Annotated in this window: 9 protein-coding genes and 1 pseudogene; 1 reads left to right on the top strand and 9 read right to left on the bottom strand. The window is 45.2% G+C overall.

From position 1 onward, the window contains the following. Nucleotides 1-7 precede the first annotated feature (7 nt). From JX304_RS10070 to JX304_RS10035, 8 genes and pseudogenes are all read right to left on the bottom strand, one after another. Nucleotides 8-1069 carry an AAA family ATPase gene (locus tag JX304_RS10070; RefSeq protein WP_205012446.1) on the bottom strand — a complete coding sequence of 354 codons (1062 nt, stop codon included), beginning with the start codon at nt 1067-1069 and terminating at the stop codon, nt 8-10. Between the two features lie 163 nt (nt 1070-1232). Continuing rightward, the gene (locus tag JX304_RS10065; protein ID WP_205012445.1) at nt 1233-1949 is read right to left on the bottom strand and encodes a hypothetical protein; all 717 of its coding nucleotides are present in this window, start codon (nt 1947-1949) and stop codon (nt 1233-1235) included. Between the two features lie 163 nt (nt 1950-2112). Then, a complete protein-coding gene (locus JX304_RS10060) occupies nt 2113-2520 on the bottom strand; it encodes a DUF4430 domain-containing protein (protein ID WP_205012444.1) in 408 nt (135 codons plus the stop codon). After that, nucleotides 2498-2986 (bottom strand): ECF transporter S component, encoded by a 489-nt coding sequence (locus JX304_RS10055; RefSeq protein ID WP_205012443.1) that lies wholly within the window; start codon nt 2984-2986, stop codon nt 2498-2500. Before JX304_RS10055 ends, JX304_RS10060 begins: the two co-directional genes overlap by 23 nt. A gap of 9 nt (nt 2987-2995) precedes the next feature. Then, nucleotides 2996-5425: an ATP-dependent Clp protease ATP-binding subunit gene (locus JX304_RS10050; protein WP_205012442.1), complete on the bottom strand. Its 2430-nt coding sequence runs from the start codon at nt 5423-5425 to the stop codon at nt 2996-2998. Then, a complete protein-coding gene (locus JX304_RS10045; RefSeq protein WP_205012441.1) occupies nt 5426-5890 on the bottom strand; it encodes a CtsR family transcriptional regulator in 465 nt (154 codons plus the stop codon). 469 nt (nt 5891-6359) lie between these two features. Continuing rightward, nucleotides 6360-8594 carry an alpha-L-fucosidase gene (locus JX304_RS10040; protein ID WP_205012440.1) on the bottom strand — a complete coding sequence of 745 codons (2235 nt, stop codon included), beginning with the start codon at nt 8592-8594 and terminating at the stop codon, nt 6360-6362. Nucleotides 8595-8737: 143 nt separating this feature from the next. Then, nucleotides 8738-13880, bottom strand: a pseudogene (locus JX304_RS10035) (Ig-like domain-containing protein); the annotation flags it as partial. 240 nt (nt 13881-14120) lie between these two features. On the opposite strand from JX304_RS10035, the gene JX304_RS10030 reads away from it, so the two are divergent. Further along, nucleotides 14121-14738, top strand: coding sequence for a hypothetical protein (locus JX304_RS10030; RefSeq protein WP_205012439.1), 618 nt, complete (start codon nt 14121-14123; stop codon nt 14736-14738). A 396-nt stretch (nt 14739-15134) separates the two neighbouring features. On the opposite strand, the gene JX304_RS10025 is transcribed toward JX304_RS10030, so the two are convergent. Then, complete coding sequence (locus JX304_RS10025; RefSeq protein ID WP_205012438.1) at nt 15135-15656, bottom strand: Dps family protein; 522 nt, start codon at nt 15654-15656, stop codon at nt 15135-15137. Nucleotides 15657-15771 lie beyond the last annotated feature (115 nt).

Here is a 15771-nt window from a genome sequence, read left to right as displayed (position 1 = left end):
CTGCTCCTTAGTCGGCTTGGTAGATAGCATCGATAACGTTTTTGGCTTCTTCGTAGTTACCGAGGTAGTCTGATGCGAGGAAAGTGGTCGGAATGTTTCCTAGGTATTGCTGGCGCAATTGGTCCAGGTAGTTGGAAAAGCTGGTTCGAATCTCTTCATCAGCCATGGTCATATCTCGAAAGCCATCGTTGACATAAGAGCCGATCGGTTGTACAAAGAGGATCAGGTCCCATTTTTCCTTGGACAAGATACTGATAAAGAGATTGTCAAAGGTATCTCTTAAGTTGGCATCCTGCCCTTCGACTTCCATATAGTAGTCATAGTAGCCTTTTGTGACCAGGGAATTGGTATCTGCAATGACAAGGCCTCGATTGGCACTACTATCAATGAGAGTAGAGGTTTGAGCATATTGGCCTAAAAGAAGATAATAATAATCTTTTGGCGTCAGCTCATCATCCCGAACATTGTTCTTGATTTGGTATTCACGCGCATACTCCAGACTAACAGGTGCATCATAGAAGCGGGCCAAGTCTTTGGCAAGCGTCGTCTTCCCGTTGCTGGCACTCCCCATAATCAAGACCTTTTTCGTGAATTGACGGCGGAAAGGTTGGGCAATGTATTTCCAGTACTTACTAGGATTTTCGCGAATCATGGTCGCAGAGATTCCAAACCGACGCTCCTCTAAGCGCGCTTCAAAACCTCGTGACTCCAGCTCTTCCTTGTAGGCTTGCTCTCCCACGTAGAAGATCAATTCCTGAGTTTCCCTCTGAAACTGGATGGTCGCAAGTGCTGTCTCCAGCCAAGGTTCCCAGCCAAGAGGATAGCGAGGGAGCTCAGTTTCATCTAATTTGTAGACGCTGGTCAATTCATCGTCGGAGAAAGCTTCACGGATGTACCGAAAGCGTTTCTGCAATGAAAGACCAACTTTGCCTCCACGGTCATCTCGGTAGCCTGACACAATCACGCAGACACGATCACACTGGCGTTTCGCTCTCTGGATCAAGTCAATGTGCCCCTGATGTAAGGGGGCAAAAGTCCCAAATACCAGGGCAATTCTTTCTTTTTTCATACAAACTCCTTTTTATATTTTTTTATAAATAGGTTTTCTTTATGTTTTTATTATAAACTATATTTTCCATCTGTCAATAGTTTTTTATAAAAAATTATATTTTTCTTCAAATTAAAAAAAAAGATCTGAAAAGAGAAACTTATCCTTTCAAATCTTTCGACTTTTATTCACGAGTGAGGGAGTGGCTGACACCGTCTTTAAGAACCGTCACACTAGATACTGAGCCATCTTTTCCAACTACGATATCTAGAGTCGCTGCAGACCCATCGCCTGCTGAGAGATTAGCATGGTAATGACCATCATCCAAGGTATAGTTATAAGCACTGATGCCATAGGCTACGGGTTGACCCCCAGGGAGTTGGATGGTTACTTGACCACCTTGGCCAATAGTGACCCCAGTGTCACGTTTGTCAGACCAATTCCCAGCTGCTGCGGAGAAATCTCCTGCTGCCACAGAATAGACTCCCTTGTATTGAGCATTCTCAGTAGCAGAAGCTTGCTTCTTAGCATGGGCATGACCGTCTTCTAGACTTGGCAATTTTGCTTTCGCTGGTGTTGCTGGAGTGACTACTTCTTTTGTTACGGGTGCTCCTGGTGTCGCTTCTTTAGCTGGAGCAGGTGTTTGACTAGCTGCAGCTTGGGTATTTTTGCTACCAACGGTATGACTTTCTTCTGTTTTGCTATCAGAGGATGAAGAAGCAATCGGATCTTTACTAGTGATCACTTTTTTCTTAGAAGAAGAGCTGGTTTGTTTGACTTGACTGGTCTTTGAACTGCTTGCTTCTGAAGTTTTTTCTTCTTTATTTCCGCCACAAGCTCCTAGGAAAAGACTAGCTGTAAGAGCTAGGGCTGCCAGGGAAATGATTTTTTTGTTTTTCATAACAGAACCTCTTTTGTAACATTTGTAATATTTTGTAACATTATTGTAACACTGTTATATGAGGCTGTCAATAGTTTCTCAAATATTTTTCTAATTTGAAAGAAGTTTTAGGTAAATTCCTAAGGCATGGAGAAAAAAGCCGGACAAACTAGCCGGCTACTCATTATTTGTATACTTCTTGATAGAATTCGATCTTGTCCCCTTTTTTAACGGTGGTTTCAGCAGAACCTTTTGGAGCCATCTCGCCATTGATCTTATACATCCAGTAAAGGCCTTTGGCTTCGTCTTGGCTGTGGCCGTCAATCGAGGTGATCAGGCCATTTTTTTCTTCAATCTTGTAGTTGGCTTTGAGCACTTTCATGAGGTTGCTTTCTTCTGCTACTTTCAAGGTTTTCGATTGCGCTTTTTGACCTTCTGGCGTCACACTTACTGTAATCGAAATTTCGTTTTTCTTGGCAACTTCTGTGCTAGAAGCAGTTGTTTGATTGTTTGTGCTATGAGACGGAGCGCAACTCGCTAAAAGAAGAACTGCAAGTAAGGTCATCAAGCTAGAAATATTTTTTTTCAACATAAAATCTCCTAAAGATATGATAAATAATGGGATAAAAAGCGATCGTTGATAAAGCATGGGCCAGGTTAAAACTAAAACCATTGACCAAAGCATAGGTCCACCAAGGAATATGGAACATCAAGGCATAAACACTATCGATCAAGACCCCATAAGCAAAGGACAGTAGGCCCACAAAAAGGATCTGAAGGACAAAGGGCAACCACTTGTAACTGATGCGCCAAATGAGCATCAAACAGCCAAAGGCAACAATCTGAAAGAACACAATCAGGCTCATCCCCAGGAAAAAGGCGGAGACAAACATGGTGATCATCATCACAAGAAAGGCAAAGCTATACCCTTCAAATATCACCAAGAGAAAAAAGATGGCAGAGATAGGTTGGACATTTGGAAAAGGGGCAAAAGCCTGACGGAGGGCGACACAAAGGGCCGCCAAAAGCGAAATACGGGTTAATCGCTGAAGCGTCATGACGTCCTCCTAGACAATCTCGAACTTGATCGTTCCGGCTGTCGTTCCAACCTTGATGGTTTGCCCTTCTTGAACTTCTCCCTTGAGAAGAAGCTCAGCCAACTGATCTTCCACTTCAGTCTGCAATACACGGCGAAGAGGACGTGCTCCCATTTCTGGATCGTATCCTTTGGTTGCTAGTAATTTGAGCGCTGAAGGCTGGAATTTGAGGGTCATGCCTTGTTCTGCCAAGGTCGCAACCAGCGGTTTGACCATGACTTTCACCACCTGCTGCATATCCTCGCTGGATAGGCTATGGAAGACCACCTTTTCATCAATCCGGTTGATAAACTCTGGACGATAGGTCTTCTTCAACTCTTCAAACATGCGTTTTTCCATATTGGCCTGGTCAAAGCGAATATCTTTGGCACCAAAACCAACAGTCTTATCATCTCGAAGGGCTGTTGCCCCAAGGTTTGAAGTCATAATGATAATGGTATTGGAGAAGTCGATCTTCCGGCCTTTGCTATCGGTTAAAACTCCGTCATCCAAGACCTGCAAAAGGACATTGAAAATGTCTGGGTGGGCTTTTTCCACCTCATCAAATAAGAGAACAGAATACGGTTTGTTACGGACTTTCTCGGTCAACTCGCCTCCTTCTTCGTAGCCCACATAGCCTGGAGGGGCACCGTTGAGGCGGCTAGCCGCGAATTTTTCCATGTACTCACTCATATCAAAACGGATGAGGGCCGATTCATCATCAAACAGGACTTCTGCCAAGGCTTTGGCAAGCTCCGTTTTTCCGACTCCAGTAGGTCCTAGGAACATGAAAGAACCGATCGGACGTTTATTGCTACGGATACCTGATTGATTCCGTCGAATGGCCCGACTGATGCTCGAAACGGCTTGGTCTTGACCAATCACGCGCTTGTGCAATTCTGCTTCTAAGTTGAGATACTTCTTGGCATCGGTTTGGGTCAGTTTTTGAGTTGGAATACCAGATAATTGGCTCAAGGTCACCAAAACATCTTGGTCAGTGACTTCTTTTTTGTAGACAATGGGAGCAGCCTCTACTTGTAAGAGCTGGGCTGCTTTCTTCCACTTGCCATCCATCAAGGCCCGATCCAAGGCAGTCAACTCTTCTTTTACGTGACCGTTGGAATCGCGGTTTTGTACGGTAGCTGCTGCTTCATCCAAGAGATCAATGGCTGAATCTGGTAATTGACGGCTGGTTAAATAGCGGTGGGCATATTTGACAGCTGTTTCGATCGCTTCATCGGTAATGGTCACATGATGGTGGTCCTGGTAGGTCTCTTTCAAGCCTTGGAGAATTTGGATGCTATCTGCAACACTTGGCTCTTCAATGGTGACTTTTGCAAAACGACGAGAGAGGGCTGCATCTTTTTCGATATGCTTTTGGTACTCATCTTGAGTCGTCGCTCCAACTGTACGCAAGGTTCCTCGTGCCAAGGCTGGTTTTAGAATATTAGCTGCGTCTAAGGTCGAATCAATGCCAGATCCTGACCCCATAATGGTATGCAGCTCATCGATAAAGAGGATGACGTGACCGTCTTCTTCGATGTCCTGGATGATATTGTTCATCCGTTCTTCAAAGTCCCCACGGAAGCGTGTCCCTGCCACTACATTCATGAGATCCAATTCCAGAACACGCATTTGCGCGATTTCAGCTGGAACATTGCCACTAGCGACACGCTGGGCCAGCCCTAATGCAAGAGCAGTCTTTCCGACCCCTGCTTCTCCCACCAATACAGGATTGTTCTTCGTCTTGCGGCTGAGGATTTGGATCATGCGTGAAATCTCTGCATCCCGGCCGATCACAGGCTCGAGTTGGCCTGCACGCGCCATTTCTGTCAAATCGCGGGTGTAGTCCTCAAGGCCTCCACTTGTACTTGGGGGCATGCCCATCATATTCCCCATAGTTTGGCGGTTAGGATTTTGGGCCCGATAGAGGCTCCGGATGGCTTTGAGATCATTTTTGTCCCAGCCCGCCTTGTCTTCAAGATTCTTTCGAAGGGAAGCAACGGGAACACCCTTGTCTTGCTCTGTAAAGGCAAAGCCGGCAAACTCCATAACCTGGCTCGCCAAGGTCCCACGGTCCGCTAGAAGAGAGAGGAGCACATGCTCTGTTCCCAAGGTCTTGGCATGAAGGACCTGGGCTATCTCCCTTGCGTGTTTCATAATCGCTTCCGTCCGATAAGAAAATGGGAAGATTTCATACCGATTGTCGCTTTGAAAAGCTTGGCCTGTAATATGCTCCGCTGCATCCTGAAATTCGTCAATCTGCATGGGATAATCGTTGAGTACAGAACCTGCCACGCTATAGGGATTATTGGCCATAGCCGTCAAGAGATGCCAAGTATCTAAGGTATGCCCCTGATAGTGGCCTGCTAGTATTTGGGCCGCTTCTATACTTTCTAACAGTGCTGTTGAATAGTTCATCTAGTCGGTATTTCCTTTTCTATCTACTTGTTGAATGATTTTTTTCAGCATAGTTGTTCGTAGGATGAGAGCATCTCGACCTAGAACCTCATCGGAGGTTGTCGCAAGTAATAGCTGAGTCTCACGTTTTGTCAATAATTTTTCTTCATAGAGCATCTGGAGGATATCATGGAAGACCTGCTGGCTGATAGTCTCTCCAATATTGGCTGCCAAGTCTTGAAGCATCTGATGGTGATCTGAAAACTGAACCTTGCCAATGCGGATATAGCCACCTCCACCGCGCTTGCTCTCTACAATATAGCCTCGACTCTCGGTAAAGCGGGTCTTGATAACATAGTTAATCTGACTGGGTACGACCTGAAAGACATCGGCTAACTCACTTCTTTTGAGCTCTGCCATGCCAGCTTGAGCCAGCAAGGCCTTAATATAAGCTTCAATACTATCAGATGTGTTCTTATTTGCCATGATGCTCCTTTCTGGCTTGTTTTTTTCTAGATGGATGCTCTGCTCTTTGGCCTATAAAAATGGCCTTGGAGTGTGTATTCTCATCATTGACCTTATTTGACTATTATACAATTTTTACGGCTGTAAATAAAGCAAAGACTCTATGGAAATAGGAATCTCTTAAGGAAGGGAGAAAAATAAAAGAGAGTGGGACAGAAATCGGTCATTCGTTAGAATTCGATTTCGTTGTCCCACCTCCGCACAGTTGAGCAGGGCTGTAAAAGCTGATGAAATCAGCGTAGTAGAGCCTACTCAACCACTGCGTCTTGCTCGACAATCCAAATACAATTGAGAGGCTAGGACTTTTGTCCCAGCCTCTTATGCGAAGAATGAACTACTCTTTACGACAAGCGAATTTTGCGCCTGCGCCTCAGCAGCCTAAAGTAAGAATTTTTCACCACATTCACAAAACCTTTCTTTGAATATCGGTTTAAGCTTCTTTCCATTTCGACTGTTGAACCACTTCTTCCATCACCTGAACTGTCAACTCTGGAATAAAGCCAACCAAGCTTCCTTGATCCGGATGCAACAATTTGACCTTAAAGTCATAGACATCTGTCGCTTTTCCTGCAAAATCAAGGGTTGGAATTTGGACGTTTTTTTCTGTTTCGCCATCTGCGAACTCAAGGGTGACATTGGTATCTTTGTAAACCTTGCCATGAACCCCTGTTCCTGGTTCTGTGATTAACTTAAGACTAACACTTCCTTTAGAGCCACCTTTTCTCTTGACGACAATTTGCGCTGGGTCTCCTTTTTTAACAGCTAGGGTTGGCTGAGCAAACTCAAAAAGACCCTTTTCTTGGTTATTGAGGGCATAAATCCCTTCCGTTGCGATCGCATCTCCCTTGCTATTGACCAAGGTCAAAGTGTGGGATCCTGCTGCCAAGTCTGGTGTTTCATAGACCTTTTGGCTGCGTTTGCGCCTTGGGCTTTGGGTACTGACGGTCACTAGCTTTTGGCCATCGACAGAGACATCCATTTCCCCATGACCCGGATCGACAGTTGCGACCACATAGGCCTTGGTGCCTTCAAACTCATAGGTCACCGAAGCTCCCTTTTCCTTGGTCCACATAGAGGTGCCTCGAACCCCTTCTCCCTCTTCATTCCATTGGCTATTGGCCCGGTCAGCAGTCCGGTCAGAATGATAGGCCAAACCAAGCGGATAGCCATCCGTTTCTTCAATGCTAGCTGGGGTCTTATAGACAGAGACACCGTTTAAGATTGGAGTAGCTTGGGCATCGGTGATGGACACCCGGATATAGCGACTATCAACTGGTTGCCCTTTGATCAATCGGCGGTATCCTACGGTTGAACCAGCCCCAAAAGGAACCCATTGCCCATTCACTGACACATCAATAGTGAAGCCAGAAATCCGTTGGCCTTTCTCGATGGTTTCTTTGAGCTCTACCACATCAAAGTGTTGCTCTTTTCCAAGATCCAAGACAAAAGAGCCGGTCTTGGCATCATCAGCAGGGGCCCAATTGGTCTTTTCATCACCATCTGTCAAATGACTGGCCTTGTAGAGAGAATTGCGTCGTGTCGAGTCAGCTTCTACCAAGGCGCCCACCGCATAGTCCACGCTGTAGAGTTGGTCCAAGGTCTGGCGGAATTCTTTCAAACGGACCACATCCGCATCCGCAAATTTTCCGTCTTGGTTGGGTGGAATATTGAGCAAGAGTGGCGTCCCACGACCGACGGATTTGAAGTAAATGTCCATCAATTCACGCAGGGACTTAGGCTCTTGATTGTCATGGTAGAACCAGCCAGAGCGAATGGAAACATCGACTTCTCCCACTGAGTATTGCTTCCCTTCCGGATCTCCATGATTGAGATAGCTATTGGATGGATTGTTGCGAATCTTATCGGGATTGACCTTATGCCAAACTGGATCTCCAGCGATCCCCTTTTCATTTCCGATCCAACGAACATTGGTGGGCTCAGCTGAGAAGATAGCAATATCTCCTTGGGCCTTACGGATGGCGTCAAACCACTTATCGAAGGTATAGGTTACTTTTTGAGCCCCATCGCCACGCGCTCCATCCATCCAGACTTCAACGAATTTTCCTTTGTTTCCATATTTTGGATCTTCAAGGATTTCTTTGAGCTGGTTGAGATAGTATTGGTTGTATTGGTCCTCTGTATCCACATGGTAGAGCGGGCTGTGAGCATCCCAAGGTGAGAGGTAGACCCCCATATCCATGTCATACTTGCTGGCAGAAACTGAAACCTCGGCTAGAACATCGCCTTTACCATCTTTCCAACCACTTTTGGCAATGGTATGGTCAGTGTATTTGGATGGGTACAAGAGGAAGCCATCGTGGTGCTTGACGACCATGATGGTCCGTTTGAAGCCAGCATCTTTCAGGGTTTTGATCCACTGGTCGGTATCCAGATGCTCTGGATAGAAATCATAAGGGTCTTCTTGCCCATCTCCCCACTCCCGATCGTAGTAGGTGTTCATCCCAAAGTGGATGAAGGCTGCCAGTTCTTCGCGGTGGTATTGCATTTGGGCCTTGCTAGGAAGCGGTCCGTAATCTGCAATTTCAGGCTCCTCATCTAGAGAAGTGGCTGGTTGGGTTGCTTCTGTCCCTTGGCTGACTGCTCGATTTTTTTTATCACTCCTTACGGGTGAGAAATGTTCTGATTCTTCTTGGTGCTCTTTCACAGCTGTTTCCTCCTCTCTTTGCTGTTTGACACATCTCATTTTGATCGCCGGTGACTCTCACTATTTTGAGCTTGCTCATATTTAGTTATTTGAACAAAAAAACCAAAGATAAGCTAGTGATTGTCTTTATCTTCAAGTATCCTAGACTGTTTCAACTGTTCGGCATCATTGGTTAAGTGTATGCGATATTCTTGTAAGATGGCGCCATCTTCCGCTTTATGGATGACACGAATTGGCTCACCCTCATGGACGCTTGGCACAACCGTTGCAAGGCCGTGATGGCTGGCAGTCGCTTCCACTTGTGGATAAGCCCGATCACGTGCATCGATGTAGTAATCTGTCACACTTGGATTGACACCTGACAAGACATCGCCATTAACACGAATAGTCAGCTGGCTCTTTGCTTCTGGCGCAACCTTATTGGCAAAGATCTGAATCTCTGAAATAGAGCTTCCACGCTTGCCTTCTGGCGTCTTCATACGGATCCGAACGGCATAGGTGTCAACTTTATCAAAACTAAAATGATTCATCTTGCCAGCTGCTACTCGTTCTTCAACGGTTAGGTGGCTGACCTCTTTCCAGTTAGCTGGATTGTTAAATGGATGGTCTGTTTCGTCTTTGACCCGATTTGGATTGCTTGGAACCGTTGGGATCTGTTCTCCTGTATAGTACTCAATCACATATTCACTTGGAGCCCCAACGTCGTGGTCTTCATAGAAACCGACATGGAGGTTGTCCACTGCGCGTTTGGTCAAGATACCAGAGTCCCCAAACAAGATACCGACAGAATCTTCCGCATTATCACGGCCCCAGTTGGTCCAACGGTTAGCTGGAGCATCGGTAAAGGAGATGACCTTATCATTGACCTTAGCAACTGGAGCTGCATCGTTAGAATCACTTGCAAAGGCAAGTGGCAAGACTGATCCTGTCCATTGTTCTGCTACGTTGGCTCCCTTGACTGTGTTTGCGGAAACACGGATATGAAGACGCGTTGGAAGGTTGGTTCCTTCTACACGGCCGGAGAGAACAACTTCTCCTTCTTGGGCCAAGAGTCGCGGATCTACCGCATCCCAGGCTACCTTGGCAGCATAGGTCTTGCCATTGGAGTGATAGGTCCGCACGCTTTCTGGAAGGGCCGGTTTTTCACCGACTGGCATTGTCGTGCTGACTTCTTCTACAGCGATAATGCCTTCAACGGTGACTTGAGCTTGGGCTTCTTTCTCTACCCCCTCTACACGACCTGTGACTGTAAAGCTATGGTAATCCTTGACTTGATCTGCTGTCACATCATCCCAGGTCACACGTTTTTCTTTCGGGAATCCCTTATCATACTCGACCAAGACTGTCTCTGGAAGAGCTGGCAAAACGTTTTGATCGGTACTGATTCGTACAGGACGCACCTTCACAACCGTCTTTTCTTCAGGATTTGGTGTGATGGTAAAGCTGACTTCTCCTGTTTGTCCTTGGAAGTTGGCTTCTAAATGAACCAATCCTGCTTCCCGCAGTTCCAAACCTTTCTTAGTCGTAACTGCTTTTCCTTGACTACCAGCTCTTGTCTTCACATCGATTTGATCTGCTTGGAGGCTAGCTACACTGCCATCTTGGTAATGGGCAATGACTTCAAGTAATACCGTTTGGTCTTCCTTGAGTTCCTGTCCTTCTGGCAGACGCAATTCTAGGCGCTGAATCTGTGGACTTTCTTCTTGGAATTGGACCACATAGGTCTGTACAGCTCCCGTATCCTTAGCAGTGACAAAGATTTGGGCTTTCAAACCATTTTCACGGTTAGCTTGGAGGACCGTCACTTGGGCATTTTCTGCACTTGCTGTGACTTGACCAGGCTCTTGACCATAAGCCAGCGGACGGAAAATAGTATGGTTACCACTACCAAATTTTGGAAGAGCTACTCCATCTAGCTGAACCGTTGGTTTCTTAGCCTTGGCTACATCTCCTCCTGCAACCACTAGTGTTGCTTGAACCGTTTCCCCATTGCCTAATAGTCCTGTCGCTTTCAAGCGAGCACCTGGTGTGGACAACTGATCTTCTTGACCAGCTTCCAAGGTCCATTGATCGACTTCATAGCGAGCACTGGTCCCATCGGTAAAGACTAATTGCACAGCCTTATCCACCGTTGCTAAATCCGCTCCCTGTGGGATTTGTTTGATAACTGGAAGGAATTGTTCCACGCCAATCACATCGACCAGAGCTTCGACTGTGCGTCCTTGAACATGACCTGTCATACGAACTTGGCCGGCACGACTATAGTCTGCTTTGTCCCATTCAACGGCTTCTTCTTGGGCATTGCCATCGCTATAGACCACATTGACCTTACTTGGTAAAGCTGGCTCTTCTCCCAAATAAGCTCTTTGTCGAACGGGTTCCACACCCAATACGGTGCGTTCTGCTTGGTCCTTCTTACCTGTAAAGAGGCTAACTTGGTCTGATTGCAAGCGGTCTGAGTCTGAATACAGAGTAAAGGCACCCGCCTGCTCAGTTGATTTGACAATGACCACCCCTTTGCCGTTAAAGGCTTTGCGTTGCCATGAGCCATCTGCCTGCGCTTTGTAGCGCTCACGGCTGGCTTGTTCCCCGTTGTCGACACCAACAATTTGGCCCTGCCCATGCAAATGGAAATGCACCAGATTATTAGCAGTTGGCACGACACGGCCTGCTTCATCGACAATTTCATAGGCAATATAGGTCAAATCCTTACCGTCTGCTGCGATCGCGTGTTCCTCTTTCGACAAGCAAACACCTGCAGCCTTGCCGGCTGTTTCGACCTGATCTTTCGCAGTCACTTCCCCTGCTTCGTTGCGCGCAATAGCTTCCACCTTGCCTGGTACATAAGGAACCAACCACTCTAGATAGAGTTCATCCGGATTTGCCCCTTCCTGATAGGTCCGGCCATCAGCTGTGGTCTTCTTGGTAAAGGTCTTCACCCCTTGTGATTCCCCATTGACAATCAATTCCACACTGTGGGCATTGGAGAAGGTCCGAACAGGAATCCGACCTGCTTCATCCATGACACGATTGGCCAATTCTGGATTTTCCCAGTTCCAATGTGGTAAGAGATGGACCATTGGATGTTTCTCAGCTGACAACCATTGACTTTGGTAGAGGTAAAAATCATTCTTTGGAAGACCTGCCGTATCGACAATACCGAAGTAAGAACTTTTCACAGGTGTGTCATTTTGGTTGTGCCATGGTGTTGGCTCACCGATATAGTCCGTACCGGTCCAGATAAATTGTCCTGCATAGCCGGCATGATCGCGGTCAAAGGTCCAAGAGGCTGTCGCTGTCCGACCCCAACCAACCCGGTCATTGCCGTAGTCTGATTGTTCATAGTGGCGGTCTTCTTGGTTGCTACCGACCCACTCTCTTTCAGGATGATAGTAAGAGCCCCGTGTCCGCGTCGCAGAAGAGGTTTCAGAACCATAAATGAGCCAGTTTGGGTGTTTAGCTCGTAGGCTTTCATAGTTGGCCTCTGAATAGTTAAATCCAACTGCATCGAGCTCTGCCGCTACCTTTTCATGCCCTCCTGATCCATCACCAAAGCGGAATTTATCAGCTCCCATGGTGACATAGCGAGTTGCATCCACTTCCTTGATGGTCTTGACGAGACGACGAACGGTTGCGACAGACTTATCAGATCCATCTGCTTCACCGACTTCGTTACCGATTGACCACATCACAATAGAAGGATTGTTCTTTCCTCGCTCTACCATGGTCCGAAGATCATAGTCAGACCACTTATCCCCTTTTCGAGCTTCCGGATGTGTTGCATCCTTTTCAAAGAATCGACCGTAATCGTATTGCTTCTTACCACTATACCAGGTATCAAAGGCTTCTTCTTGGACCATCAAGCCCAACTCAGCCGCAATTTGCAGGGTTTGTTCACTGGCTGGGTTGTGGGTCGTCCGGATGGCATTGACCCCCATGTCCTTCATCTGTTTGAGACGACGGTATTCAGCCTTATAATTTTCCTCAGCACCAAGAGCCCCATGGTCATGGTGAAGGGAAACACCTTGGAATTTCGTAGCCACCCCATTGAGGAAGAAGCCACCTTCTGGCGTCCAGTTCAAATAACGATAGCCAAAACGTTCCTTTTGCACATCGACCAACTGTGAATCCCGATAAACCCGCGTATACAAAGTATAAAGAGCTGGATGATCCGCTTTCACATCCCAGAGGGTCGGTTTTTCAACATGCAAGGTTTGAGATAGATTGATCTCTTGACCTGCTAGAACAGTTTGCGCTTCACTGCGCGTTTTTTTGCTCACTACTTGGCCATTTTGATCGACAATTTCATATTCCGCATAAATACTATGGGCTTGATCATCCTGGTTGACAATGCGGCTCTTCACCACAGTATCCACTTCCCCACCTTGCTGTTTTTCCAACTGAGGGGTTGTAATCGTAGTTCCATACTGCGCCAAATGAACCTTGTCTGTTACACTCAGCTTAACATCCCGGTAAATCCCACTACCAGAATACCAACGGCTACTTGGTTGTTGGTTGACCACATGAACCGCGATGGTGTTTTCACTTCCATCCGCATTCAAATAAGGGGTAATATCATAATAAAAGGCATTGTAGCCATTTGGGTAATGACCGACAAATTGTCCGTTTACATAGACTTTGGAATCCATGTAAACCCCGCCAAATTCCAAGCGGACCTTCTTATCTAAATCTTTGTCATCCAAACGGAAGGTCTTACGATACCAAGCATCCCCACCGTTTAATTGTCCTCCTTCATTTTGAGCAGGAGAGTTGTGATCGAAATCAAAGAAAATAGACCAGTCATGAGGAAGATCCAATTTTTTCCAATCCTTGACATCCACTTGACGCCCTTCTGCACCAGGAGCCGCATTCAATTTAAAATACCAATCTTTATTAAAATCACGTTCTCGATCTTGCACAATATCCTCCGCTACACGATTTTGATCTGGAGCAGCTGTTACTTCCGTTCCCGTAGCACGCTCAGATGAAGTAGAAACGGGCTGACCCTCGCCTTGAGGCGCTGGCTTTTCCTCAGCTCTGGTAGGGGTAATGACAGCTGGAGCTTCCGAAACTCTTGCAACAGCTTCAGGAACTTCCGTTTGTGAGTTTTTCGTCACAACACTTGGGGCCTCAATCGGAGTCGGTTCACTTTCGAGGGCTGGCTTTTTCTTCCGCATGGACTCTTGAAAGCCCAAAGGCAGAAAGCCCAATCACAACAGAACAAGCTCCAACAGAGAGTTTCCGAATACTAAACACAGGACGCTTTTCAAAAAAAGACTTTCCCATAAAAAACTCCTCTTAGGATTAATCATTATGTCTGTAAGCGCTTTCTTATGCCTGCGAACGCTTATAGAAAATCACGTATTAACTATACCAAAAAATGAGGAGCGATTGGCCACAATTTCGCTCTAACTATAGTTAGATTAGTAACTCCTTTAATTAGTATAAACAAACTTTATTTGTTACCTGCTCGTAATAAAAATATGATAAAATGATTCAACTAGTATCATAAAACGAGGTTTACCTATGAGTGAAAATATAGAATATAAAAAGGAAAAACTTTCTTATTTCTTTTCTATCCTTCCTATAATCGTGATGATTTTAATTTTTCTATTTCAAGCAATCCAATCAAGTTCTCAAGTAAAACCAACTCCCCAAGGGAACTTCTCTAGTTCAAGGCAAGAACTCCACTACTCTTCGTCCCAAAATCAAATCACATCCGCAAGGAATACCGAATCCTCTCAGCTTTCAAGTTCAAAACATGATGATGATTTTCCTTTTCTTTTTCTTGTATTCACCGGTTTTTCTATCGCTCTCTTCTTAATTATCGCCTGCTACAATTGGATGGTCGCATGTGATCCTCCCATCCTTACTATCACTGATGATGCTATTTACACTATTGGAAATGCATATCGAAATCAGTTACAGATGAAATTCAACGACATCCATAAAATAGAATACAAAATACAAGCTAGCGCCGCTAACGACATTGCTTATACAAAACGCTTTCTTTATTTTTATGATAAAGATAACAAACTGCTCGACAAGGTGAATTTTTCAAATGCAGAAGGAGCTGATTTTAATACAATACAAAAGCAAATCAAAGATCGCGCTCCTCACATTGAATGGATTTATCCTTCCTAAATAACTTTCTACTACTAATTTTTTCTGCTAGAAAAAATAGAAGCCAACGGCTTCTATTGAGAACATAGACAAACTGTTTTTTTACAAATCTAATAAATTCTATAAAATAATAAAATTTATTCATTAGAAGGATTCAATCATCTACTAAAACTTTCCGCTGTGAGAAAAGTGCCTGAAACTTAATAGTTTCAGGCACTCGGAATTATTGAGAGTAAAACAGTTTGGGAAACTGTTTTAGCCTGAGCCCAGAAATTAAAGAGCGAAGGGGCTCAATAATTAGTCATGGAACTTCTTTGAAGTTCACTGACGTCCGTACTCACCTAAGGAAAGTTTCTAAGATGACTTTGTCTTCAATCTGAAAAATAGAAGCCAACGGCTTCTATTTTGTTTATTTTCTTATAATCCTGGTTCTTGACCAAGTTCAGCAGCCACCATCCAAATGTTCTTTTCAAGTTCTGCTTTAGCCCCAACAAAGATATCGTTAGTTACATCGTCACCTTCAGCATCAGTGACATCCAAAGCTTTTTGGTAAAGGCCATCCAAGTAATGGAAGATTTCAAGAACACGTGTCAAGCTTTCTTCTACATTTTTTGTAAATGCTCCACGGCGTTCTTCAATATTGCTGTGTTCCAAAAATTCAGTCATGCTAGAATAAGGAGCGCCACCAAGAGTGATCAAGCGTTCGCTCACTTCATCCAAGGTTGCATCCAAGCTGTCCATGTATTCATCCATTTTCGGATGCCAAACCATAAAGCCACGTCCACGCATATACCAGTGTACTTGGTGAAGGGCAATATGAGCCACGTAGAGATCTGCTACTACTTGGTTCAAGAGGGCTTTCGTTTCTGGAAGACTTTCTTTATTTGAAGATGCAAAAGTTGCTACATCAGTAGCTGCTTCATGTTTCATAGTTGTCATGTTGTTTCTCCTTTTTTATAATGATTCTAATTAACTATGTCTTTATTATATGCTTCCTCCACCAGAAAGTCAAGATAAAAGATTTAAAAAGATCATTCCAAAGCTGGAATAGTTG

The organism is Streptococcus parasanguinis, from assembly GCF_901875555.1.
Classification (GTDB): domain Bacteria; phylum Bacillota; class Bacilli; order Lactobacillales; family Streptococcaceae; genus Streptococcus; species Streptococcus parasanguinis_H.
This window is presented reverse-complemented; position numbering and strand designations above follow the sequence as displayed.

Coding starts and splice junctions, on each gene's coding strand:
- JX304_RS10070 (WP_205012446.1), bottom strand. CDS start 1,069: ATGAAAAAAGAAAGAATTGCCCTGGTATTTGGGACTTTTGCCCCCTTA.
- JX304_RS10065 (WP_205012445.1), bottom strand. CDS start 1,949: ATGAAAAACAAAAAAATCATTTCCCTGGCAGCCCTAGCTCTTACAGCT.
- JX304_RS10060 (WP_205012444.1), bottom strand. CDS start 2,520: ATGTTGAAAAAAAATATTTCTAGCTTGATGACCTTACTTGCAGTTCTT.
- JX304_RS10055 (WP_205012443.1), bottom strand. CDS start 2,986: ATGACGCTTCAGCGATTAACCCGTATTTCGCTTTTGGCGGCCCTTTGT.
- JX304_RS10050 (WP_205012442.1), bottom strand. CDS start 5,425: ATGAACTATTCAACAGCACTGTTAGAAAGTATAGAAGCGGCCCAAATA.
- JX304_RS10045 (WP_205012441.1), bottom strand. CDS start 5,890: ATGGCAAATAAGAACACATCTGATAGTATTGAAGCTTATATTAAGGCC.
- JX304_RS10030 (WP_205012439.1), top strand. CDS start 14,121: ATGAGTGAAAATATAGAATATAAAAAGGAAAAACTTTCTTATTTCTTT.
- JX304_RS10025 (WP_205012438.1), bottom strand. CDS start 15,656: ATGACAACTATGAAACATGAAGCAGCTACTGATGTAGCAACTTTTGCA.